Annotated in this window: 25 protein-coding genes; 22 read left to right on the top strand and 3 right to left on the bottom strand. The window is 61.3% G+C overall.

The window, feature by feature from the left end; translation table 11 throughout:
• Nucleotides 1-46: 46 nt before the first annotated feature.
• Nucleotides 47-319, top strand: a complete 273-nt coding sequence (locus R2B70_RS09950) for an acylphosphatase (protein ID WP_042076323.1) — start codon at nt 47-49, stop codon at nt 317-319.
• 9 nt (nt 320-328) lie between these two features.
• Entirely contained in the window at nt 329-1069 is a 741-nt protein-coding gene (locus tag R2B70_RS09955) for a CHAD domain-containing protein (protein ID WP_318163297.1), read from the top strand.
• Between the two features lie 75 nt (nt 1070-1144).
• Here the strand turns inward: R2B70_RS09955 and metG are convergent, their stop codons facing one another.
• The gene (metG, locus tag R2B70_RS09960; RefSeq protein WP_318163298.1) at nt 1145-3178 is read right to left on the bottom strand and encodes a methionine--tRNA ligase; all 2034 of its coding nucleotides are present in this window, start codon (nt 3176-3178) and stop codon (nt 1145-1147) included.
• 185 nt (nt 3179-3363) lie between these two features.
• Between metG and apbC the strand changes: the two genes are divergently transcribed.
• The 4 genes from apbC to R2B70_RS09980 all read left to right on the top strand — a co-directional run bounded on the left by apbC (nt 3364) and on the right by R2B70_RS09980 (nt 7622).
• Nucleotides 3364-4446, top strand: a complete 1083-nt coding sequence (gene apbC, locus R2B70_RS09965) for an iron-sulfur cluster carrier protein ApbC (protein WP_042076319.1) — start codon at nt 3364-3366, stop codon at nt 4444-4446.
• A 108-nt stretch (nt 4447-4554) separates the two neighbouring features.
• Complete coding sequence (gene udk / locus R2B70_RS09970; protein ID WP_042076317.1) at nt 4555-5199, top strand: uridine kinase; 645 nt, start codon at nt 4555-4557, stop codon at nt 5197-5199.
• Between the two features lie 63 nt (nt 5200-5262).
• Entirely contained in the window at nt 5263-5844 is a 582-nt protein-coding gene (gene dcd, locus R2B70_RS09975) for a dCTP deaminase (protein WP_010674732.1), read from the top strand.
• 305 nt (nt 5845-6149) lie between these two features.
• Nucleotides 6150-7622, top strand: a complete 1473-nt coding sequence (locus R2B70_RS09980) for an inorganic phosphate transporter (protein WP_209792311.1) — start codon at nt 6150-6152, stop codon at nt 7620-7622.
• A 778-nt stretch (nt 7623-8400) separates the two neighbouring features.
• Here R2B70_RS09980 and rne read toward each other — a convergent pair.
• A complete protein-coding gene (gene rne, locus R2B70_RS09985; protein ID WP_318163299.1) occupies nt 8401-11562 on the bottom strand; it encodes a ribonuclease E in 3162 nt (1053 codons plus the stop codon).
• A 414-nt stretch (nt 11563-11976) separates the two neighbouring features.
• Between rne and rluC the strand changes: the two genes are divergently transcribed.
• Nucleotides 11977-12921, top strand: a complete 945-nt coding sequence (gene rluC / locus R2B70_RS09990; RefSeq protein WP_318163300.1) for a 23S rRNA pseudouridine(955/2504/2580) synthase RluC — start codon at nt 11977-11979, stop codon at nt 12919-12921.
• A 58-nt stretch (nt 12922-12979) separates the two neighbouring features.
• Here the strand turns inward: rluC and R2B70_RS09995 are convergent, their stop codons facing one another.
• Nucleotides 12980-13561: a Maf family protein gene (locus R2B70_RS09995; protein WP_216990267.1), complete on the bottom strand. Its 582-nt coding sequence runs from the start codon at nt 13559-13561 to the stop codon at nt 12980-12982.
• Between the two features lie 174 nt (nt 13562-13735).
• Between R2B70_RS09995 and R2B70_RS10000 the strand changes: the two genes are divergently transcribed.
• The 15 genes from R2B70_RS10000 to R2B70_RS10070 all read left to right on the top strand — a co-directional run bounded on the left by R2B70_RS10000 (nt 13736) and on the right by R2B70_RS10070 (nt 26293).
• Entirely contained in the window at nt 13736-14395 is a 660-nt protein-coding gene (locus R2B70_RS10000) for an START domain-containing protein (protein ID WP_318163301.1), read from the top strand.
• 185 nt (nt 14396-14580) lie between these two features.
• Nucleotides 14581-15102: a 23S rRNA accumulation protein YceD gene (yceD, locus tag R2B70_RS10005; RefSeq protein WP_029314532.1), complete on the top strand. Its 522-nt coding sequence runs from the start codon at nt 14581-14583 to the stop codon at nt 15100-15102.
• Nucleotides 15103-15122: 20 nt separating this feature from the next.
• On the top strand, nt 15123-15290 hold the full coding sequence (gene rpmF, locus R2B70_RS10010) for a 50S ribosomal protein L32 (protein ID WP_005300935.1): 168 nt from the start codon (nt 15123-15125) through the stop codon (nt 15288-15290).
• Nucleotides 15291-15299: 9 nt separating this feature from the next.
• Entirely contained in the window at nt 15300-16316 is a 1017-nt protein-coding gene (gene plsX, locus R2B70_RS10015; protein ID WP_318163302.1) for a phosphate acyltransferase PlsX, read from the top strand.
• Between the two features lie 9 nt (nt 16317-16325).
• Nucleotides 16326-17285 carry a beta-ketoacyl-ACP synthase III gene (locus tag R2B70_RS10020; protein WP_042076307.1) on the top strand — a complete coding sequence of 320 codons (960 nt, stop codon included), beginning with the start codon at nt 16326-16328 and terminating at the stop codon, nt 17283-17285.
• A 65-nt stretch (nt 17286-17350) separates the two neighbouring features.
• Nucleotides 17351-18286 carry an ACP S-malonyltransferase gene (gene fabD, locus R2B70_RS10025; protein ID WP_209792327.1) on the top strand — a complete coding sequence of 312 codons (936 nt, stop codon included), beginning with the start codon at nt 17351-17353 and terminating at the stop codon, nt 18284-18286.
• Nucleotides 18287-18299: 13 nt separating this feature from the next.
• Nucleotides 18300-19034: a 3-oxoacyl-ACP reductase FabG gene (gene fabG / locus R2B70_RS10030; protein ID WP_216990270.1), complete on the top strand. Its 735-nt coding sequence runs from the start codon at nt 18300-18302 to the stop codon at nt 19032-19034.
• Nucleotides 19035-19191: 157 nt separating this feature from the next.
• The gene (gene acpP / locus R2B70_RS10035; RefSeq protein WP_005300909.1) at nt 19192-19428 is read left to right on the top strand and encodes an acyl carrier protein; all 237 of its coding nucleotides are present in this window, start codon (nt 19192-19194) and stop codon (nt 19426-19428) included.
• An 81-nt stretch (nt 19429-19509) separates the two neighbouring features.
• The gene (fabF, locus tag R2B70_RS10040) at nt 19510-20751 is read left to right on the top strand and encodes a beta-ketoacyl-ACP synthase II (protein WP_042076303.1); all 1242 of its coding nucleotides are present in this window, start codon (nt 19510-19512) and stop codon (nt 20749-20751) included.
• Between the two features lie 17 nt (nt 20752-20768).
• On the top strand, nt 20769-21623 hold the full coding sequence (pabC, locus tag R2B70_RS10045; protein WP_318163303.1) for an aminodeoxychorismate lyase: 855 nt from the start codon (nt 20769-20771) through the stop codon (nt 21621-21623).
• Nucleotides 21613-22614, top strand: coding sequence for an endolytic transglycosylase MltG (gene mltG / locus R2B70_RS10050; RefSeq protein ID WP_042076299.1), 1002 nt, complete (start codon nt 21613-21615; stop codon nt 22612-22614). The genes pabC and mltG overlap by 11 nt, the downstream gene beginning before the upstream one ends.
• Nucleotides 22614-23255, top strand: a complete 642-nt coding sequence (gene tmk, locus R2B70_RS10055) for a dTMP kinase (protein WP_318163304.1) — start codon at nt 22614-22616, stop codon at nt 23253-23255. The genes mltG and tmk overlap by 1 nt, the downstream gene beginning before the upstream one ends.
• Entirely contained in the window at nt 23240-24187 is a 948-nt protein-coding gene (gene holB, locus R2B70_RS10060) for a DNA polymerase III subunit delta' (protein WP_318163305.1), read from the top strand. The genes tmk and holB overlap by 16 nt, the downstream gene beginning before the upstream one ends.
• 12 nt (nt 24188-24199) lie before the next feature.
• Nucleotides 24200-24979: a TatD family hydrolase gene (locus R2B70_RS10065; RefSeq protein ID WP_042076296.1), complete on the top strand. Its 780-nt coding sequence runs from the start codon at nt 24200-24202 to the stop codon at nt 24977-24979.
• A gap of 324 nt (nt 24980-25303) precedes the next feature.
• On the top strand, nt 25304-26293 hold the full coding sequence (locus tag R2B70_RS10070) for a site-specific integrase (protein WP_318163341.1): 990 nt from the start codon (nt 25304-25306) through the stop codon (nt 26291-26293).
• Nucleotides 26294-26409: the final 116 nt, after the last annotated feature.

A 26409-nucleotide genomic window follows, 5' to 3' on the forward strand; every position in this document is an offset into this window, starting at 1 on the left:
TCATTATCGCCCCGGGGAAAAATTACTTAAGGGAAAGGTGTGATAAATGGGAGAGCAATCGTTTGTCGTTCGGGTGTGGGGCCAGGTTCAGGGGGTGGGGTTTCGCTACTTCACCCGGGAGCGGGCGCTGCAGCTGGGGTTGCGGGGTCATGCCTACAACCTGGAGGATGGGTCTGTGGAGATCCTGATCGCCGGACCTGAACAGAAGGTGCAGATGATGCTGGGCTGGCTGGAGCACGGACCCCGCACCGCCACCGTGACCAGGATGGAGTGCGCCAACGCGCTGCCTCCTACCGGGTCAGGTTTTCATACCAACTGAGCGGGGCGGATGATGACGACACTGGGGGTCGAGCAGGCCCGCCGGCTCATCGAACAGTACGGGGCGGCCACGCAGGCCCTGCGCCAGCGGGTCGGGGCGGACGAGGTGCATGCCTACCGGATTGCGGCCCGCCGTCTGCTGGCCCTGCTCGCCCTGTGGCGGCCCCTCATCCACGCCCCTGAGCTGGAGTCGCGGTTGAGCCGCGCGGTGGGACGGCTCTCCGCCCTGCGCGATGCCCAGGTCTATGCGGCACATTTTGGCGGCCCCTCCCACCAGGAGCAGGTGCCCACCAGGGTGCCCGGGCTGGCGGGACGCCTGGCGCGCTGGTTGGCGAGGCTGGAGGAGGTGCCCGCTGGGGTGGATCCCTTGCCGCTCTTTCAGCTGCATCTGGCGCTCAGCCTGGCCGATGCCCTGGCGGCGCCCGGATTGTCCTCTTCTGACGGTCGCAAGGCGCGGCTGCGCCACTGGCACAGGCTGCGGCTGGTGCTCAAGCAGATCCGCTATGGGGTGGAGCTGCTGATCGGGCAAGGGGAGGGAGATCCGGCCTGGCTGCCCATGCTGGTGGAGTGGCAGGACAGGCTGGGCCAGTTGCAGGATACGCGGCAATGGCTCAGGCGTCTGGGGGATCAGAAGGGGCGTGGCAAGCGGAGGCGAGCCCTGGAAGAGGCGATGCGCTGCCAGCTGCGCCAGCTCGATTGCCAGCAGGCGGAGCTGGTGGGGCTCAGGATGGCGTTGCTGCGCCAGGGGTAGTTCGCCGGCGCGGCTGATAAAAAGGAATGCAAAAAAAGAGAGGCCATCGGCCTCTCTCTTCTGCGGGGCTTGCCCTTACTTGACGCGCATGCCCGGCTGGGCACCGTCCTGGGGCTCCAGGATCCAGAGATCCTTGCCGCCCGGGCCTGCCGCTAGCACCATGCCCTCGGACATGCCGAAACGCATCTTGCGCGGTGCCAGGTTGGCGACCATCACGGTCAGCTTGCCTTCCAGGTCTTCGGGATTGTAGGCGGACTTGATGCCGGCGAACACCTGGCGGGTCTCGCCCCCGATGTCGAGCTGCAACTTCAGGAGCTTCTCCGCTTCCGGCACTGCTTCGGCCTTCTTGATCAGCGCCACCCGCAGGTCAATCTTGGCGAAGTCCTCGTAGGCGATGGTGTCGCTGATGGGGTCGTCCGCCAGGGGACCGGTCACCTTCGGCGCCTGCTCCTTGGCGAGATCTTCCTTGGAGGCCTCGATCATGGCATCAATCTTGGCCGGCTCGATGCGGGAGAAGAGCGCCTTGAAGGGGGCGACGGTGTGGTCGACCAGGGGGGCGGCGATGCCGTCCCAGGTCAGGGTCTCGCCGAGGAAGGCCTCGGCGCGCTCGGCGAGCTCGGGCATGACCGGCTTGAGGTAGGCCATCAGCACCCTGAACAGGTTGATGCCGACGGAGCAGACCGCTTGCAGTTCGGCGTCTGCGCCTTCCTGCTTGGCGATGACCCAGGGGGCCTTGTCGTCCACGTAACGGTTCGCCTTGTCGGCCAGCGCCATGATCTCGCGGATGGCGCGGCTGAACTCGCGGCTCTCGTAGGCTTCCGCGATGGCGGCGCTGGCGTTGGCGAACTCGCTATAGAGCTCGGGTTCGGCGCAGGTGGCCGCCAGCTTGCCGTCAAAGCGCTTGGCGATAAAGCCGGCGTTGCGGGAAGCCAGATTGACCAGCTTGTTGACCACGTCGGCGTTGACCCGTTGCACGAAGTCTTCCAGGTTGAGATCCAGATCGTCGATGCGGCTGTTGAGCTTGGCGGCGTAGTAGTAGCGCAGGCACTCCGGATCCAGGTGCTTGAGATAGGTGGATGCCTTGATGAAGGTGCCCTTGGACTTGGACATCTTGGCGCCGTTGACGGTCACGTAGCCGTGCACGTTGACCTTGGTCGGCTTGCGGAAGTTCGCGCCTTCCAGCATGGCCGGCCAGAACAGGCAGTGGAAGTAGGCGATGTCCTTGCCGATGAAGTGGTAGAGCTCGGCGTCGGAGTCCGCCTTCCAGTAGCTGTCGAAGTCGATGTCGCCGCGCTTGTTGCACAGGTTCTTGAACGAGGCCATGTAGCCGATGGGGGCATCCAGCCAGACATAGAAGTACTTGCCCGGCGCCCCGGGAATTTCGAAGCCGAAGTAGGGGGCGTCGCGGGTGATGTCCCACTGCTGCAGGCCGCTCTCGAACCACTCCTGCATCTTGTTGGCCATCTCTTCCTGGATGGCGCCGGAGCCGCGCACCCAGTCGGCGAGCCAGGCTTCGAACTGGGGCAGGTCGAAGAAGTAGTGCTCGGAGTCCTTCATCACCGGGGTTGCGCCGGAGACGGCGGATTTCGGGTCGATGAGCTCGGTCGGGCTGTAGGTGGCACCACAGCTGTCGCAGTTGTCACCGTACTGGTCGGGGGACTTGCACTTGGGACAGGTGCCCTTGACGAAGCGATCCGGCAGGAACATGGACTTTTCCGGATCGAACAGCTGGGAGATGGTGCGGATCTTGATCTTGCCGGACTCTTTGAGACGGCCATAGATCACGCCCGCCAGCTCGCGGTTCTCGTCGCTGTGGGTGGAGTGGTAGTTGTCGAAGCTGATGTTGAAGCCGGCGAAGTCGCTCTGATGCTCCTCGGAGACCGCCGCGATCATCGCCTCCGGGGTGATCCCCATCTGCTGCGCCTTGAGCATGATGGGGGTACCGTGGGCGTCGTCGGCGCAGACGAAATGCACCTGATGGCCACGCATTCGCTGATAACGAACCCAGATATCGGCCTGGATGTGTTCCAGCATGTGGCCAAGATGGATGGAGCCGTTGGCATAGGGGAGGGCGCAGGTTACCAGCATTCTACGAGGATCAGTTGCCATAATACGTTCTTTATGTGCCTGTTGGGATGATACAGTGCCGAGCATGTTACCCGAATTGGGGGCGGCCTGCCTAGGGTTGTGGCCCGCAGGGCACAGGCCGGCGGCATCGCTGGAACGTCGGCAAGCCACTGATTTGTGTGCGGTAACCGTTCACCTCAGCATAACGACAACATAATGGGGAGTTAATGGTGATTGATTCAGTAAAACTGATCCTGGCCGAATTTAAGCCGGCCGGATGGGGCAAGGATCTGGTGGCAGCCGGTTTTGTGCGCACCATAGCGCATCAGGGGCAGACCCTGACCATCAAGCTGGTGCTGCCCTTTGCCGGCCAATCCCTGTTTGACGAGATAAAAGCCGCCTTCGATGCGCGGCTGCGCAGCGCCACGGGCGCGACCCGCATCGACTGGACGGGGGAGATCGACGTGGCCAGCATGCCGCGCGCCCAGCAGCTCGCGGCGGTGCAAGGCATTCGCAACATCCTGGTGGTCGCTTCCGGCAAGGGGGGGGTGGGCAAGTCCACCACCGCGGTTAACCTGGCGCTGGCGCTGCAAAAGGAGGGGGCGCGGGTCGCCATCCTGGATGCGGACATCTATGGCCCCTCCATTCCGACCATGACCGGGACCCTCAAGGAGCGTCCCGTCAGTTTCGATGGCAAGCTGATGGAGCCCGTGATGGCGTGCGGCCTCAAGAGCAACAGCATCGGTTATCTGGTGGCCGAGCAGGATGCCACCATCTGGCGCGGCCCCATGGCGAGTAAGGCGCTCGGGCAGATCCTGCATGAGACCCGCTGGGGTGAGGTGGATTACCTGGTGGTGGACATGCCACCCGGCACCGGTGACATTCAGCTGACCCTGGCCCAGCAGGTGCCGACCACGGCCGCCGTGATCGTCACCACGCCCCAGGACGTGGCGCTGGCGGATGCCCGCAAGGGGATCGCCATGTTCAACAAGGTCCAGGTGCCCGTGCTCGGCATTGTCGAGAACATGAGCTACCACGTCTGCAGTGCCTGCGGTCATCACGAGGCGCTGTTCGGCACCGGTGGCGGCAAGAAGATGGCAGAGCAGTATCAAGTGGCGCTGCTTGGCCAGCTGCCGCTGCACATCGACATTCGCCAGCACATGGACGACGGTTGTCCAACCGTGTTCGGGGCGCCGGACGGAGAGCTGGCACAGGCCTATCTGAAACTGGCCCGCCGGGTGGGGGCCGAGCTCTATTTCAGCGGTAAACCGATTGCGACCCCGCTCTACACGGTGGCGCTGGACGAATAATCGGCTGTCGGCCGTCACAGGCGGATTTGGGGTGGGCATGGCCCACCCTTTTTCATATAATGGATCGGTTTAAACAATCCCCAGTGCTCTTCTCTTTAGGTATTTTCAATGTCTGATACTCAACATTCCTGTGTGATCATCGGTATTGCTGGTGCATCCGCTTCCGGCAAGAGTCTTATCGCCCAAACCATCTATGAAGAGCTGGTGGCCGAGCTGGGGGCGGGTCAGATTGGTGTGATCACCGAGGATTGCTACTACCGTGATCAGACCCACCTGACCATGGAAGAGCGGGTCAAGACCAACTATGACCACCCCAATGCCCTGGATCACGATCTGCTGGTTGAGCATCTGACCCAGCTGATGCAGGGGGAGGCGGTCAATATCCCCCAGTACTCCTATACCGAGCACACGCGGATGAGTGACGTCACCGTCTTCGCGCCGCGCCGCGTCATCATTCTGGAAGGGATACTGCTGCTGACCGACAGCCGGTTGCGCGAGTTGATGGATGCCTCCATCTTCATGGACACCCCCCTCGACATCTGTCTGCTGCGCCGCCTGGTGCGCGACGTGCAGGAGCGCGGCCGTACCATGGACTCCGTGCTCAAGCAGTATCAGAAGACGGTGCGTCCCATGTTCATGCAGTTCATCGACCCGTCCAAGCAGTATGCCGACGTGATCGTGCCCCGTGGCGGCAAGAACCGCATCGCCATCGACATGCTCAAGGCGCGTATCCGCCACATGCTGATTGGTTGAGAGAAAACAAGCCGGGTGATGCCCGGCTTTTTTAAATGAATCATTTGTCAGGAGAGTCGCAGAATGCGTCTTTGTGATACCGATATCGAACGGCATCTGGATGAAGGCAAGATCGTCATCGAGCCGCGGCCCGGTGTTGAGCGGATCAGCGGCGTCAGCGTCGACGTGCTGCTGGGCAACGAGTTTCGGGTGTTTCGCGATCATACCGCGCCTTATATCGACCTCGGGGGTACCAGTGCCGAGATGGCCGATGCCATCGAGCGGGTGATGAGCGAGGAGATCCACGTGCCGGACGGCGAAGCCTTCTATCTGCACCCGGGTCAGCTGGCACTGGCGGTGACCTATGAATCCGTGACCCTGCCGGCGGATATCGTCGGCTGGCTGGATGGTCGCTCCTCCCTGGCCCGCCTGGGCCTCATGGTGCACGTCACCGCGCACCGCATCGATCCGGGCTGGTCCGGCCGCATCGTGCTGGAGTTCTACAACGGCGGCAAGTTGCCCCTGGCCCTGCGCCCCAAGATGAAGATAGGGGCGCTGAACTTCGAGATGCTCTCCGGCACCGCGGCTCGCCCGTACAACAAGCGGGAGAATGCCAAGTACAAGAGCCAGCAAGGGGCGGTGGCCAGCCGGATCAACCAGGACTGAGCTTGACGCCATTGCTTATATAAGGAGGGTGCCGCGGCACCCTTTTTCTCACCCTGTGGCAGGTGACGGGAGGTATGAAGCGGCGTTCAGGCATGGGAGGGCTGCCACTGATAGCCCTGTTTGAACCTCGTTCACCGGGTTGCCACGGGCTTTAATTAATCGATGACAAGTCTCATTCCGTCAGGGTCTAAGACATTTTTTGACGGAATGCCCTTTTTTTTTCTTACTGAAATATTTCAACAACGGGTATGGCGCATCGAGCCTTCTGGCATAATCCGCCGCAACTCATAAACAGGTTCGTTTTTATGTTTGAAATGTTTAGTGGTTTGGGTTTGTGGTGGTCAATCGGTTTGGTATTGGCCGTTTTTTTTGTGCTGGCCTATGAGTTCATCAACGGCTTTCACGATACCGCCAACGCGGTAGCAACGGTTATCTATACCAAGGCGATGCCGGCCCATATGGCGGTAGTGGCTTCCGGGTTGTTCAATTTTGCCGGTGTCATGCTGGGTGGACTGGGGGTGGCCTATGCCATCGTTCATCTGCTGCCCATCGATCTGCTGCTCGGCATGGATTCCACCCAGGGCCTGATCATGGTCTTCTCCCTGCTGTTTTCAGCCATCGTCTGGAACCTGGGGACCTGGTACTTCGGCATTCCGGCGTCCAGCTCGCACACCCTGATCGGTTCCATCCTGGGGGTGGGCGGTGCCTATGCCCTGATCAGCCATCAACCTCTGAAAGAGGGCATCAACGTCGGCAAAGCCATCGACATCATGCTCTCTCTCATTATTTCTCCCACCGTGGGCTTCATTATCGCCGCCCTGCTGCTGTTCGCCATGAAGCGAGTCTGGCTGGGCAGCAAGATCCACAAGACCCCTGAAGAGCGCCTGCTGGTGGACGGCAAGAAGCATCCGCCGTTCTGGGCACGTCTGACCCTGGTGGCCTCCGCCATGGGCGTGAGCTTCGTGCACGGCTCCAACGACGGCCAGAAGGGCATTGGTCTGGTGATGCTGGTGCTGATCTGCATGGCCCCCGCCTATTTTGCTCTGGACATGAACAGCCGCTCCTACGATCTGGACCGTACCCAGGATGCCAACCAGCGCATCATGGAAATCTACCAGCGCAACCATGAGCAGGTCTCCCACCTGGTGAACTTCAGCGTACCGGCCCAGGCCCAGGAAGAGCTGATGACCCACTGTGAGGCCGGTGAGGCCCTGCAGGCCATGGCCACCCTCGACAATCGTCTCGGCCAGGTGCGCACCTACGAGGAGATGAGCCTGGTCGATCGCCGCGAGGTGCGTCGCCTGCTGCTGTGCATCGACGACACCGCGCGCAAGGTCTCCAAGCTGCCGCTGCCGGCCAAGGAGCTGACCGATCTCGCCAAATGGCGCAAGGATCTGACTGCGACCGCCGAATATGCACCGACCTGGGTCATTGTCTCCATCGCCCTGGCCCTGGGCTGCGGTACCATGGTGGGCTGGCGCCGTATCGTCTACACGGTAGGCGAGAAGATCGGTTCCTCCGGCATGACCTACAGCCAGGGGATCGCCGCCCAGATCACCGCCGCCGCCTCCATCGGCGTGGCCAGCTTGACCGGCATGCCGGTCTCCACCACCCATATCCTCTCCTCCGCGGTGGCGGGGACCATGGTGGCAAACAAGTCGGGCCTGCAGACCCAGACCATCAAGACCATACTGCTGGCCTGGGTGCTGACGCTGCCGCTGACCATGCTGCTCTCCGGCGGTCTGTTCCTGCTGAGCAACCATCTGTTTGGCGGCTGACCGCCAAGCATTCTCTCGAATAAGAAGGGCCTACGGGCCCTTTTTTCTTGGGTCAAGAAAGGGGATTAGCCAGATGGGGAGGACTAGCAGCGTTCCTCGAGCCGGACAGGTGGCTGCCCAGGCTTTAGCCGCCGATCCTTGGCACGACATTCTGCCGGTGAGCGACCCAGTGACGTCGGATCCTTGCAAGAAAGTGATGGCTGTGTACTTGACCCCTGTTGTTGCGACCTCCTGATGGGTATTTGTATGCCATCAAACTAAACTCTTAATAAACCATATCTACACTCCATTACTCCTCTTGTCCATGGTCAACCCCTGTTTTGCAACCCTGGCAAACCTTGGCCGACTCGAAAGCCGGGGAGGTGACACGTTCAGTAGATGGAGGGGGCGGACATATCGTATCCAGGGGCCTGGATGGACAGCCAAGACGCCCATACAGAGGAGATAAAGAGGGCTGCCGGCATATGGTTCGGGCATTTGACCTGGACCTCTGCCGGGCCATGGATGGTCAAGCTGGGTCAGTGGGATAAGCACGGGGGCTCAGGAGTGTCGAGTAGGATATCCAGGGTGAGAGTGCAATCAGAGGATGCGGGGTACCGAGGGCTTCTTCGCGACTCTGTCAGAAGGGCAAGTCGGGATCGTCGACAACGCTGGCACTCGCCCTGGTATTGAGAGCGGGCGCCATCACCATGATAAAGGGGGGACAGGGAGAGACAGATCGGCGCGCAAAAAAAGAGCCACACAGTGTGTGGCCCTTTGATCAGGTTAGCGAGTCCGCTCAGGGGCGACCGGCCGGGCTGGTTGCCACGTTGCTGGCCGCGGTGCTGCCACCGTGACGACCAGAGGTCGTCACTGCGCTGCGCACCAGAGGTTCGTATTCAACCGGTGCGCGAGGCGCCGGTGCTGGGGCGGCCGCCGGTGTTGCCATGGGGGCAGAGGCCATGCGAGCACGGGCCAGCACGCCGGCACCCTTGCTCAGGGTCTTGGCCGCAGGTACGGCAACGGGCGCAGGCTGGGCCACCACAACCTCGGGGGTTGTGACGACTTCGGCCTCGGCTGCTACAACTGGGGCCACCGGCTCGGCGGTAACTGCGGGGGCCGCTTCCACCTCGGCGACGACCTCGTTCATCACGGGTTCGGCAACGACGGCAGCACTGGGCTGGGCCTCATCGGCCTGGACCACCACGTCGGCAACCACGGGTTCGGCAGTCACGACGTCAGCTGCTTCTTCGACCGCAGCTACTGCGACTACGGCTGCCGGTTCAACCGCCCGCTCGGCAGTCTCGGTGACAGGTTTGGCGGCCAAGGCGGCTTGTGCCTGCTCGGCAGCTTCTTCGGCAATGGCCTCGGCAACCACGTGCTCGGTCAGGGCGGCAGAGGCTTGCAGCGCTGCAGCCACGGCTTCCGCGCTCGGAATGGTGACGACAGGCACGGCGGGCTCTTCCACATTGACCTGGGCCGCATCCGCCTGGGCGGCGGTGGTGAGTTGCACCTCGCCCTGAGGCTCGTCGTCACGCTGACCGCGTGCATCTTCGTTGATGCGCTTGCGACGCTGGCCTTCGATTCGCTGGCTGCGAGGCGTGCGACGGGAACGGCGCTGGCCTTCACCCTGCTCGTCCTGCTGCTCGACGGTTGCGGCTTGCACCACGGCGATATCGCCTGCCTGCTCGTCAACCGGCAGGGCAGGGGAGTCGGTTGCGGCGACATCGACGCGGATCTGCTTGCGCAGCTGACGACGTTCGCGGCGCTCGGCCACCTTCTGCTCTTTCTCCTGGTGCGGTTCGGCATCGACGGCGGCAATAGCAGCTTGGGTCTCTACCGCCTCAACCACGACCTCGGCACGGGGTTCACGGGGAGCGCGCGGCTCACGGGCCGGGCGCGGGGCGCGAGGTTCACGCTCCTGACGAGGCTCGCGGGGCTCACGTTCCATGCGCTGTTCGCTGCGCACTTCACCACGGGCTTCCCGTTCCTGGCGCGGTTCCCGCTCTTGACGAGGCTCACGCTCTTTGCGCGGACGGCGATTGCGATCACCGCTCTCGCGGCTGGCTGCGCCTTCACGCTTCTCGCCGGCCTCGGCATTGCGACTGCCGCGGTTGTCGTCGCGACGGCCACGCTGACCACGGCTGCGGGACTCATCGCGCTGATGGCGATGGCCTTCGTCCTTGCGCGCGTCGCGCTGGGCGGCCGGTTTCTCGGCAGGAGCCTTGGTCTCGGCCGGAGCAGCCTCGGTGGAGGAGCCGAACAGACCGGAGAAGGCCTTGGCCAGCTTGCCAAAGAAGCCGGTTTGTTCTGCAACCGGAGCGGGAGCCGCAACAGGCGTCGGGGCGGCGACGGGGGCGACCGGCTGAGGAGCCGGTGCGAAGCCCTGCAACAGCGGCTGTTCGCGTTCGATCACCTGCGCCTGGCGAGGCTGATAGACCGGCTTGGCGATCTCGGTCTTGAGCTCGTAGCTGGCCGCTTCCGGGATCTCGTTCTGACGGATGCGGGTCACTTCGTAGTGCGGGGTTTCCAGATGCTGGTTCGGAATGATGTAGACACGCACATCATTGCGCTGTTCCAGATTGGCGATGGAGGTACGCTTCTCGTTGAGCAGATAGGCGGCCACATCGACCGGCACCTGAGCGTGAACCTGCTCGGTGTTGTCCTTCATGGCCTCTTCTTCGATGAGACGCAGGATGGAGAGGGCGAGGGATTCGTTGTCACGGATGACCCCCTGGCCTTGGCAACGGGGGCAGATATGGCTGCTGGACTCGTTGAGGGAGGGGCGCAGGCGCTGGCGAGACATCTCCAGCAGACCGAAGCGGGAGATCCGGCCCAGCTGGATGCGGGCGCGGTCCTGGTGCACGGCTTCACGCAGACGGTTTTCCACTTCGCGCTGATGGCGCACCGGGGTCATGTCGATGAAGTCGATGACAATCAGGCCACCCAGGTCGCGCAGGCGCAGTTGACGGGCAATCTCGTCGGCCGCTTCCAGGTTGGTCTGCAGCGCGGTCTCTTCGATATCGCCGCCCTTGGTGGCGCGGGAGGAGTTGATATCGATGGAGGTCAGGGCCTCGGTCGGATCGATGACGATGCTGCCACCGGAGGGCAGACGCACCTCGCGCTGGAAGGCCGATTCGATCTGGCTCTCGATCTGGAAGTGGTTGAACAGGGCGACATCACCCTTGTACAGCTTCACGCGATTGAGGAAGTCGGGACGGACCAGCTCGATATGCGACTTGGCGCGTTCGAAGATGACCGGATTGTCGATCAGGATCTCGCCCACATCGCGACGCAGGTAGTCACGGATGGCGCGCACGATGACGTTGCTCTCCTGGTGGATCAACACCGGGGCGGAACGTTGTTGTGACGCCTTGTGGATGGAGTCCCAGTGGTTGAGCAGGACGTTCAGATCCCACTCCAGCTCTTCCGGAGACTTGCCTACACCGGCGGTACGCACGATGAGGCCCATGCCGTCCGGCACGGTCAGACCGCTCAGGGCTTCCTTCAACTCGGTCCGCTCGTCACCCTCGATGCGACGGGAGATGCCGCCGGCACGGGGGTTGTTCGGCATCAGCACCAGGTAGCTGCCGGCCAGACTGATAAAGGTGGTGAGGGCCGCACCCTTGGTGCCACGCTCTTCCTTGTCGATCTGGACGATCACTTCCTGGCCTTCACGGACCACTTCTTTGATGTTGGGACGACCCTGATAGGAGTAACCGGAGGGGAAGTAATTGCGGGCGATTTCCTTCAACGGCAGGAAACCGTGGCGCTCGGCGCCATAGTCGACAAAAGCAGCTTCGAGACTGGGTTCTACGCGGGTGATTTTGCCCTTGTAAATGTTCGCTTTTTTCTGCTCATGCCCCGGACTTTCAATATCCAAATCGTAGAGCTGTTGTCCGTCAACCAGCGCTACGCGCAACTCCTCTTCCTGAGTCGCGTTGATTAGCATTCTTTTCATTGAGTTCTCATTATTTTGTCATTTTGATTCCTCCACAGGATCCTGCCGGCGCCGGCCTCGGGTCTTCAGCATGCTTGGACAACCTCCCGGTTGGGGTATGCATGAGGCGCAAACTAAGGGCACTCTGGTTCAGCCATCTCGAGAGGGCGTGAATTAAGGATACCGGTGTGGAGACAATTTACATCGGCTCTGTTTGCGTTCTCCATGCGTTGTACCTCGCACCCGGGAACCGTCATGTTCTTGTATACACGGTGTTTCGGGATTGGGTGGCATACATTTTGGCCACTTAGTACAAGGCTTGAACACAATGACAAAACCTTGTTTATTATCCCATTTAAATCACTTTTATAGCAAGACGCCATTTTTTAACAAAGCATGCAGCCAAGGGCTGTCGGCGGTGTTAAAATCCGCGCCATGACACAGATACATCAACAAGTGCAGCTGCTCACCATCGAAGCTGAGCATGACGGGCAGCGCATCGACAATTTTCTCAAGACTCAGTTAAAGGGCGTCCCCAAGAGCCTGATCTATCGCATCCTTCGCAAAGGGGAGGTGCGCGTCAACAAGAAGCGCATCAAACCGGAATACAAGCTCTGTGCCGGCGACGAGGTGCGCGTGCCCCCCGTGCGCGTCGCCGAGAAGAACGAATTGCCCTCCGCCAACCTCGGCAGCATCCAGCGTCTGGAGAGCCAGATCCTGTTTGAAGACGACGCCATGATAGTGCTGAACAAGCCGTCCGGCATGGCGGTGCACGGTGGCAGCGGCTTGAGCTTTGGCGTCATCGAGGGGCTGCGCGCCCTGCGCCCGGAGGCCCGTTTCCTGGAGCTGGTACACCGGCTCGATCGCGACACCTCCGGCGTGCTGCTGGTCGCCAAGAAGCGCAGTGCCCTGCGCAGCCTGCACGAGCAACTGCGGGTCAAGACCATGCGCAAGCAGTACCTGGCGCTGGTGCGTGGCCAGTGGCAACCCCACGTCAAGGTGGTCAATGCGCCGCTGCGCAAGAACGATCTGCAATCCGGCGAGCGGGTGGTGCGGGTCAGCAGCGATGGCAAGCCTTCCGAGACCCGTTTCCGGATTGCCCGCCCGTTTGCCGAGGCGACCCTGGTGGAGTGCAGCCCGATCACCGGCCGGACCCATCAGATCCGGGTGCATACCCAGCACGCCGGCCACCCCATCGCCTGCGATGACAAGTACGGTGAGGCCGCGTTCGATGAAAAGATGCGGACCCAGGGTCTGAAACGACTGTTCCTGCACGCCTGGAAGCTTACTTTCACGCACCCGGTGGATGATCGGGAGATGCAGGTGGAAGCGCCATTGTCACCGGAGCTTGAGGCGTTCCTCGCCAAGCTGCCACGCTGACACGAATGAAAAACGGGAGCCTTGGCTCCCGTTTTTCATCGTTGGTACAGCCCTTGTCTCAAGGCAGATGAAGTCCATGCAATGCCAGCAGGTCGATCAGGCCGATGAGGGGAAGACCGACAAGGGCGTTGGGATCGCGCCCCTCCAAGGCCTTGAACAGCACTATGCCCATCCCTTCGCACTTGAAGCTGCCGGCACAATCCAGAGGACGTTCGGCTTCCACATAGCGGCGGATGGCGGCCTCGCCGAGGGAGCGAAAATGCACGGTAAAGGGTTCGACGAGCTGCTCGACATGGCCGTTGGCGGCATTGACGACACACAACCCGGTATGAAAGGTGACGCTCCTGCCCTGGGCCAGCATCAACTGCGCCACCGCATTCTCCACCGTGCCAGGCTTGCCGAGAATGCGCCCGTCGCAGACACACACCTGATCCGATCCGATGATCAACCCCTGATCATGCTGACGTGCTATGGCGCTCGCCTTGGCATGGGCCAGCCGGCGGACCAGGGTGTCTGCCGTTTCCCCGGGTCGAGGGGTCTCGTCCACCTCGGGTGAGGCACACTGAAACCGCAGGCCAAGTTTTTCCAGCAGCGCCTTGCGATAGCGAGAGGTGGAGGCGAGGATCAAGGGCGTTTGCATCTTCTGATGATATCCATTTATAAATCAATTGCTTGATTCTATCCGTGCGAACAGGGCTGCGCAAATTGCGTCGATCATCTGCCTGCCTCTGAGTGGGCGACTTAGGAGCCGGGCTGGAAGCAGGCGTCCCGGCGGCTGACAATGACATAGAGCGATACGATGAGGCCGAGAGAGATGGCAAGATACGCGGTGCTGGCCCTGATGCTGCTTTCCTTCGCAGGCTGGGGGGAGGGGTGGCAATTACGGCCGGGGAAGGAGGGGATCCTGCTCTGGACTCAGGCTCGACCTCCGTCGCCCTTTCTGGCGCTGCGTCTGGAGATGCAGGTCAATGCGGATCCCGCCGCGCTGCTGAAGGTGCTGCGCAACACGGCGCGCCACCAGGAGTGGCTGCCCCGAAGCCGCGAAGTCAGGTTGCTGGCAAGGTCCGGTCCCGACGATGATCTGGTGTACACCCGATTGTCTGCCCCCTGGCCGGTTCAGGACAGGGAGTTGATCACCCGTTCCCATCTGAGCAGGGGAGCCGATTGCGGGCTGACGCTCGAGGTCTGGGCCGAGCCCAATGCGCTGCCAGTGCGGGCCGGGCGATTCCGGATCCAGGAAAGCTCGGGTCGGTGGGAGGCGCAGCCCAGGCCGGATGGCACCACCCTGATCAGACTCGAGACCTATACCAACCCGGGCAGCAACCTGCCGGGCTGGCTGGCCAATCCCATGGCCATCAAGGGAGCCCTTGAGAGTTTTCAGGCCATCCGCCGGCTGATGGAAGAGCAGCCCAGGGTAGCGAATCCGCAGCACCTGCTCGGCGCCAGCCAGCGCTGCCCGCCACTTTCGGAGTGAGACAGTGCCCCCATATCCGGTCTGGGAGGTGGTGAGGATCCTGTGCGGGATCCTGCGGTTTATGGCATAATCGGCCACCGATGAGCGCAAGTTCCTCCCCGCAGGGACCTGTGCAGTTAAAATCATCGGTGGTAAGGACTTTTTCCTTTGACTATCCCTTGTTGGACCTATAATATTCGCGCCCTATGCAAAAGGTGAAGTTGCCCGTTAAGGTTGATCCAGTCCGTAATGCCTTGAAGCTACTCGACTATGTCGGGATAGTGGAAAAGTCGCAGATGCCCAGGCTGGAGGAATCAACCGAAGGCTTGCGAAGTGATGTGGATGTCACCCTGCACTTTGGCAAAGATGTCCAGAAGTTGACCGTTATGAAAGGCACTGCCCATGCCAAGGTCGACCTGGTTTGCCAGCGTTGTGGAGAGACATTCGAACACCTTTGTGAAGCTAGTTTTATCTACACTCCGCTGTTCGAAAGGACAAACGAGGAAGAACTGCCGGAAGCTTATGAGCCCATTGAGTTGGACGAAAACGGCGAGATAGATCTTCATCAAATCCTGGAGGATGAGCTCATCCTCTCGTTGCCTCAGGTGGCCATGCATCCAGTGGATGTCTGCCCGCGAGGAAACATGGAGATGACCTGGGGTGAAATCGAACCTGCTGATGAGCGGCCGAATCCCTTTGCAGTTCTTGAAGCGCTCAAACGTAAGTGAATTTTAGGAGTTAGCCTACCATGGCCGTACAACAGAACCGTAAAACCCGCGCCAAGCGTGGCATGCGTCGTTCCCACGATGCACTGACCACCGCAGCCCTGACTGTTGATCAGACCAGTGGCGAAATTCATCGTCGTCACCACGTGACTGCCGATGGTTTCTACCGCGGTAAAAAGGTAATCGCTTAAGGATTGCCTTTGTCTACGCAAACTGTCGCGCTAGACATAATGGGGGGAGATATCGGCCCCTCGGAAACAGTGCCTGCCGCCGTGCAGGCACTGTCTCTTTTGCCCCAGCTACGCCTTGTCCTGGTCGGTGATCAACACCAGACCGCTCCTCTGTTGCAGCAACACGGCTTGCTCAACCATCCCCGCGTTCGTCTCGTGCATGCCTCCCAAGTCGTGGGCATGGGCGAAAAGCCGATCGTGGCGCTGCGTACCCTGAAAGACTCCTCCATGCGCGTGACCCTGGATCTGGTCAAGAGCGGCGCCGCCGATGCCTGCGTCAGCGCTGGCAACACCGGTGCCCTGATGGCCATGGCCAAGTGCGTGCTCAAGTCCTTGCCTGGCGTCGACAGACCCGCCCTCATCAAGGCGCTGCCGACCGTGAATGGCAAGCGCACCGTGATGCTGGATCTGGGGGCGAACGTGAGCTGCGATGCCGATACCTTGCTGCAATTTGCGGTGATGGGGGCCGTGGTCGCCGAAAAGGTCGAAGGGATCCCTTTCCCCCGGGTGGCGCTGCTCAACGTGGGGGAGGAGGAGATCAAGGGCAACGACCTGGTTCGCCACAGCGCGGAGCTGCTGCGCCAGTGCAACACCCTCAATTTCGCCGGTTTCATCGAGGGTGACAGGATCTTCAGCGGCGACTGTGACGTCATCGTCTGCGACGGTTTTGTCGGCAACGTGGCGCTCAAGACCGCCGAGGGGGTGGTGCGGATGATGGCCGAACTGGCCGGATATCCGCGCAAAAAACGCAGTTTTCTTGGTCGACTCGCCGGATTTATGTTCAAACGGCGTTTTTCTTACCTGAACCCCGACCAGTATAATGGCGCGAGTCTGTTAGGATTGCGCGGCATTGTGGTAAAAAGCCATGGGCGGGCCGAGCGCCGCGCTCTGTGTCATGCGATTCTGCTGGCCGCACAAGAAGCCAAACACCAACTTCCGTTGCACATTGCAGATCGCCTTGAATCTGTCTTTTCCGACAGGGATTAATAAAACTCTATGCATAGCAAAATTCTGGGTACTGGCAGTTATCTGCCGAGTTCGGTCCGTACCAACGCCGATCTTGAGCAGATGGTTGAAACCAGTGACGAATGGATCGTGGAACGCACCGGGATCCGTGAACGCCGCATCGCGGGCAGCGACGAAACCGTCGCGACCCTCTCTCACCAGGCGGCCTTGCGGGCGCTGGACGCCGCAGGTCTGACCGCGGCGGATCTGGACATGATAGTGCTGGCGACCACCAGTGCGGAGAATGCCTTCCCTGCCGCCGCCTGCGAACTGCAGGGGCTGCTCGAGGTGCCGGGGATCCCGGCCTTTGACGTCGCCGCCGCCTGTGCCGGCTTTACCTATGCCCTCGCCATCGCCGATCAGTTCGTCAAATCCGGCGCCGCTCGCCACGTACTGGTCGTGGGCGCCGACGTGCTCTCACGCATGTGTGATCCCGAGGATCGCGGCACCATCATCCTGTTCGGGGATGGGGCAGGGGCCGTGGTCATCGGCGCGAGCGAGACGCCGGGGATCCTCTCCACCCACCTGCATGCAGATGGCCGTTACGGGGAGCTGCTCAAGCTGCCGCAACCCCGTCGTGGCATGCCGGGGGCCGAGCTCGAAGCCTACATGTACATGAAGGGGAACGACGTCTTCAAGGTGGCGGTCACTCGCCTGAGCGAAATCGTCACCGAAACCCTGGCCGCCGCCGACATCGAGCCGAGCGAGCTGGACTGGCTGGTGCCCCATCAGGCCAACTTCCGCATCATCAACGCCACCGCCAAGAAACTCGGCATGGGGCTCGACAAGGTGATCCTGACCCTGGATCGTCACGGCAACACTTCCGCGGCCTCCGTGCCCATCGCCTTCGATGAAGGGGTGCGTGACGGCCGCATCAAACCCGGCCAGCTGGTCCTGCTGGAAGCCTTCGGCGGCGGTTTTGCCTGGGGCTCTGCGCTGGTTCGCCTCTGATACCGAGCGGCGTCTGACTCCGGGCGCCCGCTTACCGAATTCGTCTTACCTTAAAGGAATCAATGATGACCCGATTTGCCATTGCCTTCCCGGGACAAGGCTCCCAGAGCGTCGGCATGCTGGCTGAACTTGCCGAGCAACACGCCGTGATTAAAGAGACCTTCGCCGAGGCGAGCCAGGTGCTGGGCTATGACCTGTTTGCCCTGGTCATGGAAGGGCCGGCCGAGGATCTGAACAAGACCTGGCGCACCCAGCCCGCACTGCTGACCGCCTCCGTCGCCCTGTGGCGCCTGTGGCAGCAGCAGGGGGGGGCAACTCCCGCCGTGATGGCCGGCCACAGCCTGGGGGAATACTCCGCCCTGGTGTGCAGCGGAGCGCTGGCGTTTTCCGATGCGGTCAAGCTGGTCGAGCTGCGTGGTCTGGCCATGCAGGAGGCCGTGCCGGAAGGCACCGGTGCCATGGCCGCCATCATCGGGCTGGACAATGACAGCATCGCCGCCAACTGCGAGAAAGCCGCGCAAGGTCAGGTGGTCTCTCCGGTCAACTTCAACTCCCCGGGCCAGGTGGTCATCGCCGGTCACAAAGAGGCCGTCGAGCGCGCCAACGTGCTGATGAAGGAGTCGGGCGCCAAGCGTGCGCTGCCGCTGCCGGTTTCCGTGCCGTCTCACTGCGCGCTGATGAAACCGGCCGCCGAAAAGCTGGCCGCCGCCCTGGATGGGATCGAGATCAAGGTTCCCGCCATCGCCGTCATCAATAATGTCGACGTATCCTGTGAGCAGGATCCGGCCGCCATCAAGCAGGCCCTGGTGCGCCAGCTGTTCAGCCCGGTTCGCTGGACCGAGACGGTCGAGCGCATGGCCAACGACGGCATTACCCTCGAGATCGAGATGGGGCCGGGCAAGGTGCTGACTGGCTTGGCCAAGCGCATCGATGCGCGGGTGGAAGGCATTCACGCCAACGACGCAGCCTCGTTCGAGCAGGCACTGGCCCAGATCAAGTAAACAGGAGCAAGTCATGAGTTTTACCGATAAGGTTGTGTTGGTCACCGGTGCCAGTCGTGGCATCGGTCGTGCGATTGCCGAGACGTTTGCTGCCCGTGGTGCGAAAGTGGTGGGCACGGCGACCAGCGAGAGCGGTGCCGAGGCCATCAGCGCCTATCTGGGCGAGCAGGGCTGTGGCATGGCACTGAACGTGACCAGCCAGGAATCCATCGAGACTGTCTTTGCCGCCATCAAGGAACGCTTCGGTGACATCGACATCCTGATCAACAACGCTGGCATTACCCGCGACAACCTGTTGATGCGGATGAAGGATGACGAGTGGAACGAGATCATCGATACCAATCTGACCTCTCTCTATCGTCTGAGCAAACCGGTGCTGCGTGCCATGATGAAGAAGCGCAACGGTCGCATCATCAGCATCGGCTCCGTGGTCGGTACCATGGGCAATGCCGGTCAGGTCAACTATGCTGCTGCCAAGGCAGGTCTGGTCGGCTTCACCAAGTCGCTGGCCCGTGAAGTGGCGTCCCGTGGCATCACGGTGAACGCGGTTGCTCCCGGTTTCATCGAGACCGACATGACCAAGGCGCTCAACGAAGAACAGCGCGCCGGCATCATGAACCAGGTGCCTGCCGCCCGTTTGGGCGATCCGAAGGAAATTGCTGCCGCTGTGGTATTCTTGGCATCGGATGATGCCGCCTATATCACCGGCGAAACCCTGCATGTTAATGGCGGGATGTACATGGTGTAATCAATTTGTCGTGAGTTCTGTTCAAATTTGCGATAATACGCCGAAGTTTGGCGAATTTCGTGGTTTGACCAGCGGCAAGTCACTTGCAAACTCACGTCAATTGAATACACTACCCCAACCAGACGCAATAGCGTATTTTTAAAGGAAAATTCAGGTCATGAGCAACATCGAAGAACGCGTAAAGAAAATCATCATCGAACAACTGGGTGTTAAAGAAGAAGACGTGAAGAACGCTGCTTCCTTCGTCGACGACCTGGGCGCTGACTCTTTGGATACCGTTGAACTGGTAATGGCGCTGGAAGAAGAATTCGATACCGAAATTCCTGATGAAGAAGCCGAGAAGATCACCACTGTTCAAGCGGCTATCGACTACATCACCGCTAATCAGGAATAAGTTCCTGTTCTGAAGGAAGCGGCCCAAGGGCCGCTTCTTTTATGTTTACCCCTTTCAAAACACCTCTCGGAGACTACCTCAGTGTCAAAACGCAGAGTCGTGGTGACCGGCTTGGGGATGCTTTCCCCGGTGGGCAACACTGCCGAATCCAGCTGGCAAGCCCTGCTCAAGGGGCAGAGCGGCATTTCCCTCATCGACCATTTTGATGCCAGCGAGTATGCGACCCGTTTCGCCGGCCTGGTCAAAGATTTCGACCCCGAAGCGTTCGGCATCAACCGCAAAGAAGCCCGCAAGATGGATCTCTTCATCCAGTACGGCGTGGCGGCGGGCGTGCAGGCCCTGGACGATTCCGGCCTGGCCATCACCGAAGAAAACGCGGAGCGGGTTGGCGTCGCCATCGGTTCCGGCATCGGCGGCCTGGGTCTCATCGAGCAGAACCACAGCAGCCTCGTCAACGGCGGCCCCCGCAAGCTGAGCCCCTTCTTCGTGCCGTCCACCATCATCAATATGGTGTCCGGTCATCTCTCCATTATGAAAGGCCTGCAGGGTCCGAACATCGCCGTCACCACCGCCTGTACCACGGGTACCCATGCCATCGGCATGGCAGGCCGGATGATCGCCTACGGTGACGCGGACGTGATGGTCGCCGGCGGTGCCGAGAAGGCCTCCACCCCCATGGGCATGGGTGGTTTTGCTGCTGCCAAGGCGCTCTCCACCCGCAATGACGAGCCGACCAAGGCGAGCCGTCCCTGGGACAAGGATCGCGACGGCTTCGTGCTGGGTGACGGTGCCGGCGTACTGGTGCTGGAAGAGTACGAACACGCCAAGGCCCGCGGCGCCAAGATCTACGCCGAGCTGGTCGGTTTTGGCATGAGTGGCGACGCCTATCACATGACGGCACCGCCCTCTGACGGTGACGGTGGCGCGCGCGCCATGAAGAACGCCATCAAGGATGCCGGCATCGCGCCCGAGCAGGTGGGTTACATCAACGCCCACGGCACCTCCACCCCCCTCGGCGATGTGGCCGAGCTGCGCGGCATGAAGAAGGTGTTTGGCGAACATGCCAAGTCCCTGATGGTCAGCTCCACCAAGTCCATGACTGGCCACCTGCTGGGGGCGGCGGGCGCCATCGAGGCGATCATTACCGTGCTCTCCCTGCGCGACCAGATGGTGGCCCCCACCATCAACCTGGACAACCCGGATGAGGAGTGCGATCTGGATCTGGTGCCCCATGTGGCCAAGGCAGGCCAGTTCGAGTATGCCCTGTCCAATTCCTTCGGGTTTGGCGGCACCAATGGCTCCCTGATCTTCAAACGCGTATAATTCGCCTTGGGCGAACCATGAGGCCCGATACCCAGTATCGGGCCTTTTTTATCGGAGGGATCCCCTTGCTGATTAATGGAATAGCGACAGAAAGCCTCAGCGCCAGGGATCGTGGTCTGGCGTATGGCGACGGCCATTTCACCACCATGCTGGTGAAAGCAGGGGAGGTGGTCTGGTGGCCGGCGCACCTGGCCAGGTTGCAGCATGCCAACGCCAGGCTCGGCCTTGCCGAACAACCCTGGGATGCCCTTGCCGCCGAGGTGGCGCAAATGGCGGCAGGACAGACGCAGGCTGTCGTCAAGGTCGTACTGACCCGAGGCGTTGGCGGACGGGGTTATGACAGCGGCGGCTGCGATGCACCGACCCGCATCGTCTCCCTCGCCCCCTACCCGGAGCATTATCCTGGCTGGCAGCAGCACGGCATCGCGACCCTTGTCTGTCAGCAGCCGCTCGGTGAGGCCCCCATGCTGGCGGGCCTCAAGACGCTGGGGCGCCTCGAACAAGTGATGCTGAAACGCGAACTTGCGGCGCGCGGCGGGGTCGAAGGTATAGTCTTGAACAGCCGGGGATTTCTGGTAGAAGGGGTCAGCGCAAATCTGTTTTGGCGTCGCGGCAGGACGGTGTTCACGCCGGATCTCTCCCGCGCCGGGATCGATGGCATCATGCGCAAGCGAGTGATGACGATGCTTAAACAGATGGGCATTGAACTGCGTGTCGTGGAGGCTCCGCTGGAGTCGCTGTGGCAGGCCGAAGAAGTATGGTTGACCAATACCCTGATGGGCATAGTGCCGATCACCAGCATCGGGGATGTGCACTATCCCAGCCCGGTATTGATCCGCCGTTTACAGGAGCGTTTGGTCATTGAAGTTTAATCGGCTCTACACCCTGCTCGCGGGGGCGGCGTTGACCGTTGCCGCCGCGGGGGGGTACGTATATTACAAATGGCAGCAGGTGGAGACGCTCACCAACAAGGGGCCGACCCGCCTCTTTACCGTCGAGAAAGGCGCCCACGCGGCGCGCCTGATTGCCGAGCTGGGGGAGGGGGAAACCAGTCCCTGGGCGGTGCGGCTCTGGCTGCGCGGCCATCCTGAACTGGTGGCCATCAAGTCAGGCACTTACGAGATCAAGGAAGGGGCCCCGCTCAAGGAGACCCTCTCCCTGTTCGCCTCCGGCAAGGAGTTTCACTTCAGTCTGACCTTTGTCGAGGGTTCCCGTTTCGAAGACTGGCTGAAGCAGCTCTCCAGCGCCCCTTATCTGGAGCGCCTCACCGTGGAGCAGAGCGAGGCGGATCTGGCCCAGGAGCTCGGCATCGAGAATGGCAAGCTGGAGGGCTGGTTCCTGCCGGAAACCTACGCCTATACCACCCATGCCAGCGACATCTCCATCCTGCGCCGCGCCTACCAGGACATGAAAGCCTTCCTGGACGCGTCCTGGGAGAAACGTCAGGCCAATCTGCCCTACAAGACCCCCTATGAGGCGCTCATCATGGCCTCCATCATAGAGAAAGAGACGGGTCAGCCGGATGAACGGGCCCAGATCGCCTCTGTGTTCGTCAATCGCCTGCGCCTCGGCATGAAGCTGCAGACCGATCCCACCGTCATCTACGGGGTGAAAGACAGGTACGACGGCAACATTCGCCGCAGCGATCTGACCGACGTGAACCCCTACAACACCTATGTGATCGATGGCCTGCCGCCTACCCCCATCGCCATGCCGGGCAAGGCGTCCATCGAGGCGGCCCTCAATCCCAAGTCGACCGACTATCTCTACTTCGTCGCCAAGGGAGGCGGGGCCCACTATTTCTCCAAGACCCTCGATGAACACAATCGGGCGGTACGCGAATACATATTGAAGAAGCCCTAATGTCTAAATTTATCGTGATTGAAGGATTGGAAGGGGCAGGGAAGAGCTCCGCTGTGCGCTACGTGACCGACTATTTGCGGGCCCACGGTATCGAGCGCATCGAGTGCACCCGCGAGCCGGGCGGCACACCGCTGGCGGAGCGGATGCGCGCCATCGTCAAGGAGGTGCACGACGAGCGTCTGACCGTCGAGGCCGAGCTGCTGCTGATGTACGCCTCCCGGGTCCAGCTGGTCGAGACCCGCATCAAGCCGGCGCTGGCCGAGGGGATCTGGGTGGTGGGGGACAGGCACGATCTCTCCTCCCAGGCTTACCAGGGTGGCGGGCGCGGCATCGATGCCCATCTCATCGGAGCCATCAAGCGGGCGGTGCTCGGCGACTTCAAGCCGGACCTGACCCTCTATCTCGATATCGATCCCGCCATCGGTCTGCAGCGGGCCCGCCACCGCGGCGAGCTGGACAGGATCGAGCTGGAGCAGCTCAGCTTCTTCGAGCGCACCCGCGCCCGCTATCTGGAACTTGCGGCCAAGGATGACAGCATCCTGGTGATCGATGCCGGCCAGACGCCGGACCGGGTCAAGGCTGCCATCGAGACCGCGCTGGATCACTACCTCGCAAGCGAGGGGCTATGCATCCCTGGCTGATCCCGGACTGGCATGCCCTGAGCCAGACGGCCCAGGCCGGACGGCTCGGACACGCCTGGCTGCTGCTCGGGGATCCCGGCCTTGGCAAGGAGCTGCTGGCCGAGCGCCTGGCCCGACTGCACCTGTGCCAGCAACCGCAACGGGGCGAGCCCTGCGGTCAGTGTCACTCCTGCCAGTTGTTCGAGAAGGGCCATCACCCGGATCTCGGCACCCTGGGGCCCGAGGGCAAGACCATAGGGGTCGAGGCCATCCGCGAGATCTGCGGCCGCTTGCAGAGCACGGCCCAGCTCGGCCGCGGCAAGGTGGTGATCATTGAAGATGCCGAGCGCATGACCGAATCCGCCGCCAACGCCTTGCTGAAGACCCTGGAGGAGCCGGCGGGTGACAGCCTCTTGCTGCTTATCGCCTCCCAGATCTCCCGCTTGTTGCCCACCATTCTCAGCCGTTGTCACAAGCATGTCTGCCGGTTGCCGGCGGAGGGAGAGACCCTGGCCTGGCTGGCACAGCAGGGGTATCAGGCTACCCAGGCTCAGGTGCGGATCTGCCAGGGAGCGCCGCTGCGGGTGCTGCGCTATATCGAGGAGCAGCAGGACGCTGCCCGCCGGGAGCTGCTGGAGAGTTTCGTCTCCCTGTCCCAGACGCCGACCCGGGCGACCAGCGTCTGCGCCCAGCTGGCGGAGGACTGCCAGGTCAGGCTGCACTGGCTGCAGCTCTTCCTATGCGATGCGCTCAAGACCCAGGCGGGCTGTGGCCATCACCAGCTGGCGATGCCGGATCTGGCGACCCTCAGCCAGCAACTGGCCGAGCGTCACGGCAGCGAGCGGCTGCTCGAGGCGGAGCAGCAACTCGTCGCGCTCAAGGAGGCCTGTCAGCCGGGGCAGCTCTCCAATCCCACCATTCATCTGATGAACTGGCTCCACCGCTGGTTATGAACAAGGTTGTCTATGTTACTCGTTGATTCCCATTGCCACCTCGATCGCCTGAGCTATGGCAGCAAGCAGACCGACATGGCCGATGTGCTGGCCAAGGCGGCAAAACAGGATGTGGGATATTTTCTCTGCGTGAGCGTGACCCAGGCGCAGTTTCCGACCATGCTGGCCGCCATCGCGCCCTATCCCCAGGTGTTTGCCTCCTGCGGGGTGCATCCCCTCAATCAGGATCCCGGCGTGGATGGTGAACTGCTGCTGACCCAGGCTGCGGATGAGAGAGTGGTGGCCATTGGTGAAACCGGGCTCGACTACTTCTATTCGCCGGAGAACAAGGAGGTGCAGCAGGCCTCCTTCCGGGAACATATCCGGGTGGCGCGGGCGCTGAACAAGCCCCTCATCATCCACACCCGGGATGCCCAGGAGGATACCCTGCAGATCATGCGGGAGGAGGGGGCCAGCCAGGTGGGCGGCGTGTTGCACTGCTTCACCGAGTCCCTCGAGATGGCACAGGCCGCGATGGAAATGGGGTTCTATATCTCCATTTCAGGGATAGCCACCTTCAAGAATGCCGCAGCCTTGCAGGAGGTGGTCAAGGCGTTGCCCCTGGAGCGCCTGCTGGTCGAGACGGATTCCCCTTACCTTGCCCCCGTTCCCCACAGGGGGAGGGAAAATGAACCGGCTTTCGTTCGGGACGTTGCCCAGTTTATCGCCGACCTGCGCCAGATCCCGCTCGCCGAGCTGGCCGAGGCCACCAGCCGCAATTTCTTCGAATTATTCAAGCTGGCGAAGAAATAATCATAAACAGCCCCGAATATCGGGGCTGTTTATTTCAAATCATTACGGCAACCCCCTCAATAATATCAATAGGCCATGTCGTTATCTCTCACAAATACTCTCCGATGGGATAGCTACCTGAATAACAATATACCCGGTATCAAATTTGTCGATGAAATGAGAGGAGGTTGGAAGCTGCTTAAATACATACCTCTATAAGTATCGATAATATTCATTATCGATACTTGATGGATCCGCAAGATCCTGTAAGATCCTCCTCAACTTCACATTAAATCATAGAGTTAAGTGACCCACTCCACCTTCCCAAGTCCGGCACAGCACTCGCTGCAGGCCGTATTCGACTCACAGCTCAATAGCCGGGCCAGACGTTTTTTACGCAGTGCCAAAGCCGGCTCCACCCTCAATGCCTACCAGGCGGATACCCGTATCTTTGTCTTTTGGTGCCAGTTGCACGGACTGGATCCCTTGCAGACCACTCACCACGACATCATGAACTTTCTCGCGGATCAGGCGGACGGCATCCTGGCGGACTGGGTATGGTTGGACAAGGAAGAGGGGAAGGGGGAGCTTCGCAACGGGGAGCCTCGCAAACCAGCCACTCTGGTACGACGGCTTGCCGGTATTCGCTATGCCTTCAAGCAGAAGGGCATCCATCCCATGCCGACCGAGCATGCGGAGATCAAGGAGATGATGCGCGGCATAGTGCGTCTCGGTGACAACCGCAAACGCAAGACGGGGGCGCTGACCCTGACACCGCTCGCCTGCGTGCTGGACGAGATAGATACCAACAGCCTGGCGGGGCTTCGGGATTACACCCTGTTGCTCCTGATGTTCAGCGGCGCCTTGCGCCGCTCGGAGGCGGCTAGGATCGAGGTGGATGACCTGCAGTTCGTGGGGCAGGGGATACGGCTTCGCCTCAAGCCGAGCAAGCATCAGCTCCATGAGTCCGAGATCGCCCTCATCCCGGGCCAGCACTACTGCCCGGTGTCGGCGCTGCAGTGCTGGCTGAAGAAGAGCCGGATAGAGGCGGGCCCCCTGTTTCGCCGGATGAACCGCTGGGGACAACTCACGGCCGATCCCCTGGGACCACAGGGGATCAACCTTATGATCAAGCGTCGTACCGGCCAGGCCATCGACGACCTCCATGTCAGCGGCCACAGCCTGCGCCGAGGTTTCATCACCTCGGCGGTGACGGCGGGCAAGCCCATGAACAAGATCATCGAGGTGACTCGCCACAAGGACATGCGCACCCTGCAGGAGTACTTCGACGACGCACACAAGTTCTCCGATCACGCCCTCGCGGGCCTGCTCTGAAAAACCGCGTCACTTTGTTTCTTATGTTAAATGGCATCTAGTTGATTTGATGATATATTTGCCGCACTTCTCCGCATACCTATCCGCAGGGGAGGATTTGCCTCCCGATGCTCTCC

The sequence above is a fragment of the Aeromonas sp. XH genome (genome assembly GCF_033348475.1).
GTDB classification, from domain to species: domain Bacteria; phylum Pseudomonadota; class Gammaproteobacteria; order Enterobacterales; family Aeromonadaceae; genus Aeromonas; species Aeromonas sanarellii.

Excerpts from the sequence above, each read along its gene's own strand:
- R2B70_RS09950 (WP_042076323.1), top strand. The coding sequence starts at position 47 with ATGGGAGAGCAATCGTTTGTCGTTCGGGTGTGGGGCCAGGTTCAGGGG.
- R2B70_RS09955 (WP_318163297.1), top strand. The coding sequence starts at position 329 with ATGATGACGACACTGGGGGTCGAGCAGGCCCGCCGGCTCATCGAACAG.
- metG (WP_318163298.1), bottom strand. The coding sequence starts at position 3,178 with ATGGCAACTGATCCTCGTAGAATGCTGGTAACCTGCGCCCTCCCCTAT.
- apbC (WP_042076319.1), top strand. The coding sequence starts at position 3,364 with ATGGTGATTGATTCAGTAAAACTGATCCTGGCCGAATTTAAGCCGGCC.
- udk (WP_042076317.1), top strand. The coding sequence starts at position 4,555 with ATGTCTGATACTCAACATTCCTGTGTGATCATCGGTATTGCTGGTGCA.
- dcd (WP_010674732.1), top strand. The coding sequence starts at position 5,263 with ATGCGTCTTTGTGATACCGATATCGAACGGCATCTGGATGAAGGCAAG.
- R2B70_RS09980 (WP_209792311.1), top strand. The coding sequence starts at position 6,150 with ATGTTTGAAATGTTTAGTGGTTTGGGTTTGTGGTGGTCAATCGGTTTG.
- rne (WP_318163299.1), bottom strand. The coding sequence starts at position 11,562 with ATGAAAAGAATGCTAATCAACGCGACTCAGGAAGAGGAGTTGCGCGTA.
- rluC (WP_318163300.1), top strand. The coding sequence starts at position 11,977 with ATGACACAGATACATCAACAAGTGCAGCTGCTCACCATCGAAGCTGAG.
- R2B70_RS09995 (WP_216990267.1), bottom strand. The coding sequence starts at position 13,561 with ATGCAAACGCCCTTGATCCTCGCCTCCACCTCTCGCTATCGCAAGGCG.
- R2B70_RS10000 (WP_318163301.1), top strand. The coding sequence starts at position 13,736 with ATGGCAAGATACGCGGTGCTGGCCCTGATGCTGCTTTCCTTCGCAGGC.
- yceD (WP_029314532.1), top strand. The coding sequence starts at position 14,581 with ATGCAAAAGGTGAAGTTGCCCGTTAAGGTTGATCCAGTCCGTAATGCC.
- rpmF (WP_005300935.1), top strand. The coding sequence starts at position 15,123 with ATGGCCGTACAACAGAACCGTAAAACCCGCGCCAAGCGTGGCATGCGT.
- R2B70_RS10020 (WP_042076307.1), top strand. The coding sequence starts at position 16,326 with ATGCATAGCAAAATTCTGGGTACTGGCAGTTATCTGCCGAGTTCGGTC.
- fabD (WP_209792327.1), top strand. The coding sequence starts at position 17,351 with ATGACCCGATTTGCCATTGCCTTCCCGGGACAAGGCTCCCAGAGCGTC.
- fabG (WP_216990270.1), top strand. The coding sequence starts at position 18,300 with ATGAGTTTTACCGATAAGGTTGTGTTGGTCACCGGTGCCAGTCGTGGC.
- acpP (WP_005300909.1), top strand. The coding sequence starts at position 19,192 with ATGAGCAACATCGAAGAACGCGTAAAGAAAATCATCATCGAACAACTG.
- pabC (WP_318163303.1), top strand. The coding sequence starts at position 20,769 with ATGAGGCCCGATACCCAGTATCGGGCCTTTTTTATCGGAGGGATCCCC.
- tmk (WP_318163304.1), top strand. The coding sequence starts at position 22,614 with ATGTCTAAATTTATCGTGATTGAAGGATTGGAAGGGGCAGGGAAGAGC.
- holB (WP_318163305.1), top strand. The coding sequence starts at position 23,240 with ATGCATCCCTGGCTGATCCCGGACTGGCATGCCCTGAGCCAGACGGCC.
- R2B70_RS10065 (WP_042076296.1), top strand. The coding sequence starts at position 24,200 with ATGTTACTCGTTGATTCCCATTGCCACCTCGATCGCCTGAGCTATGGC.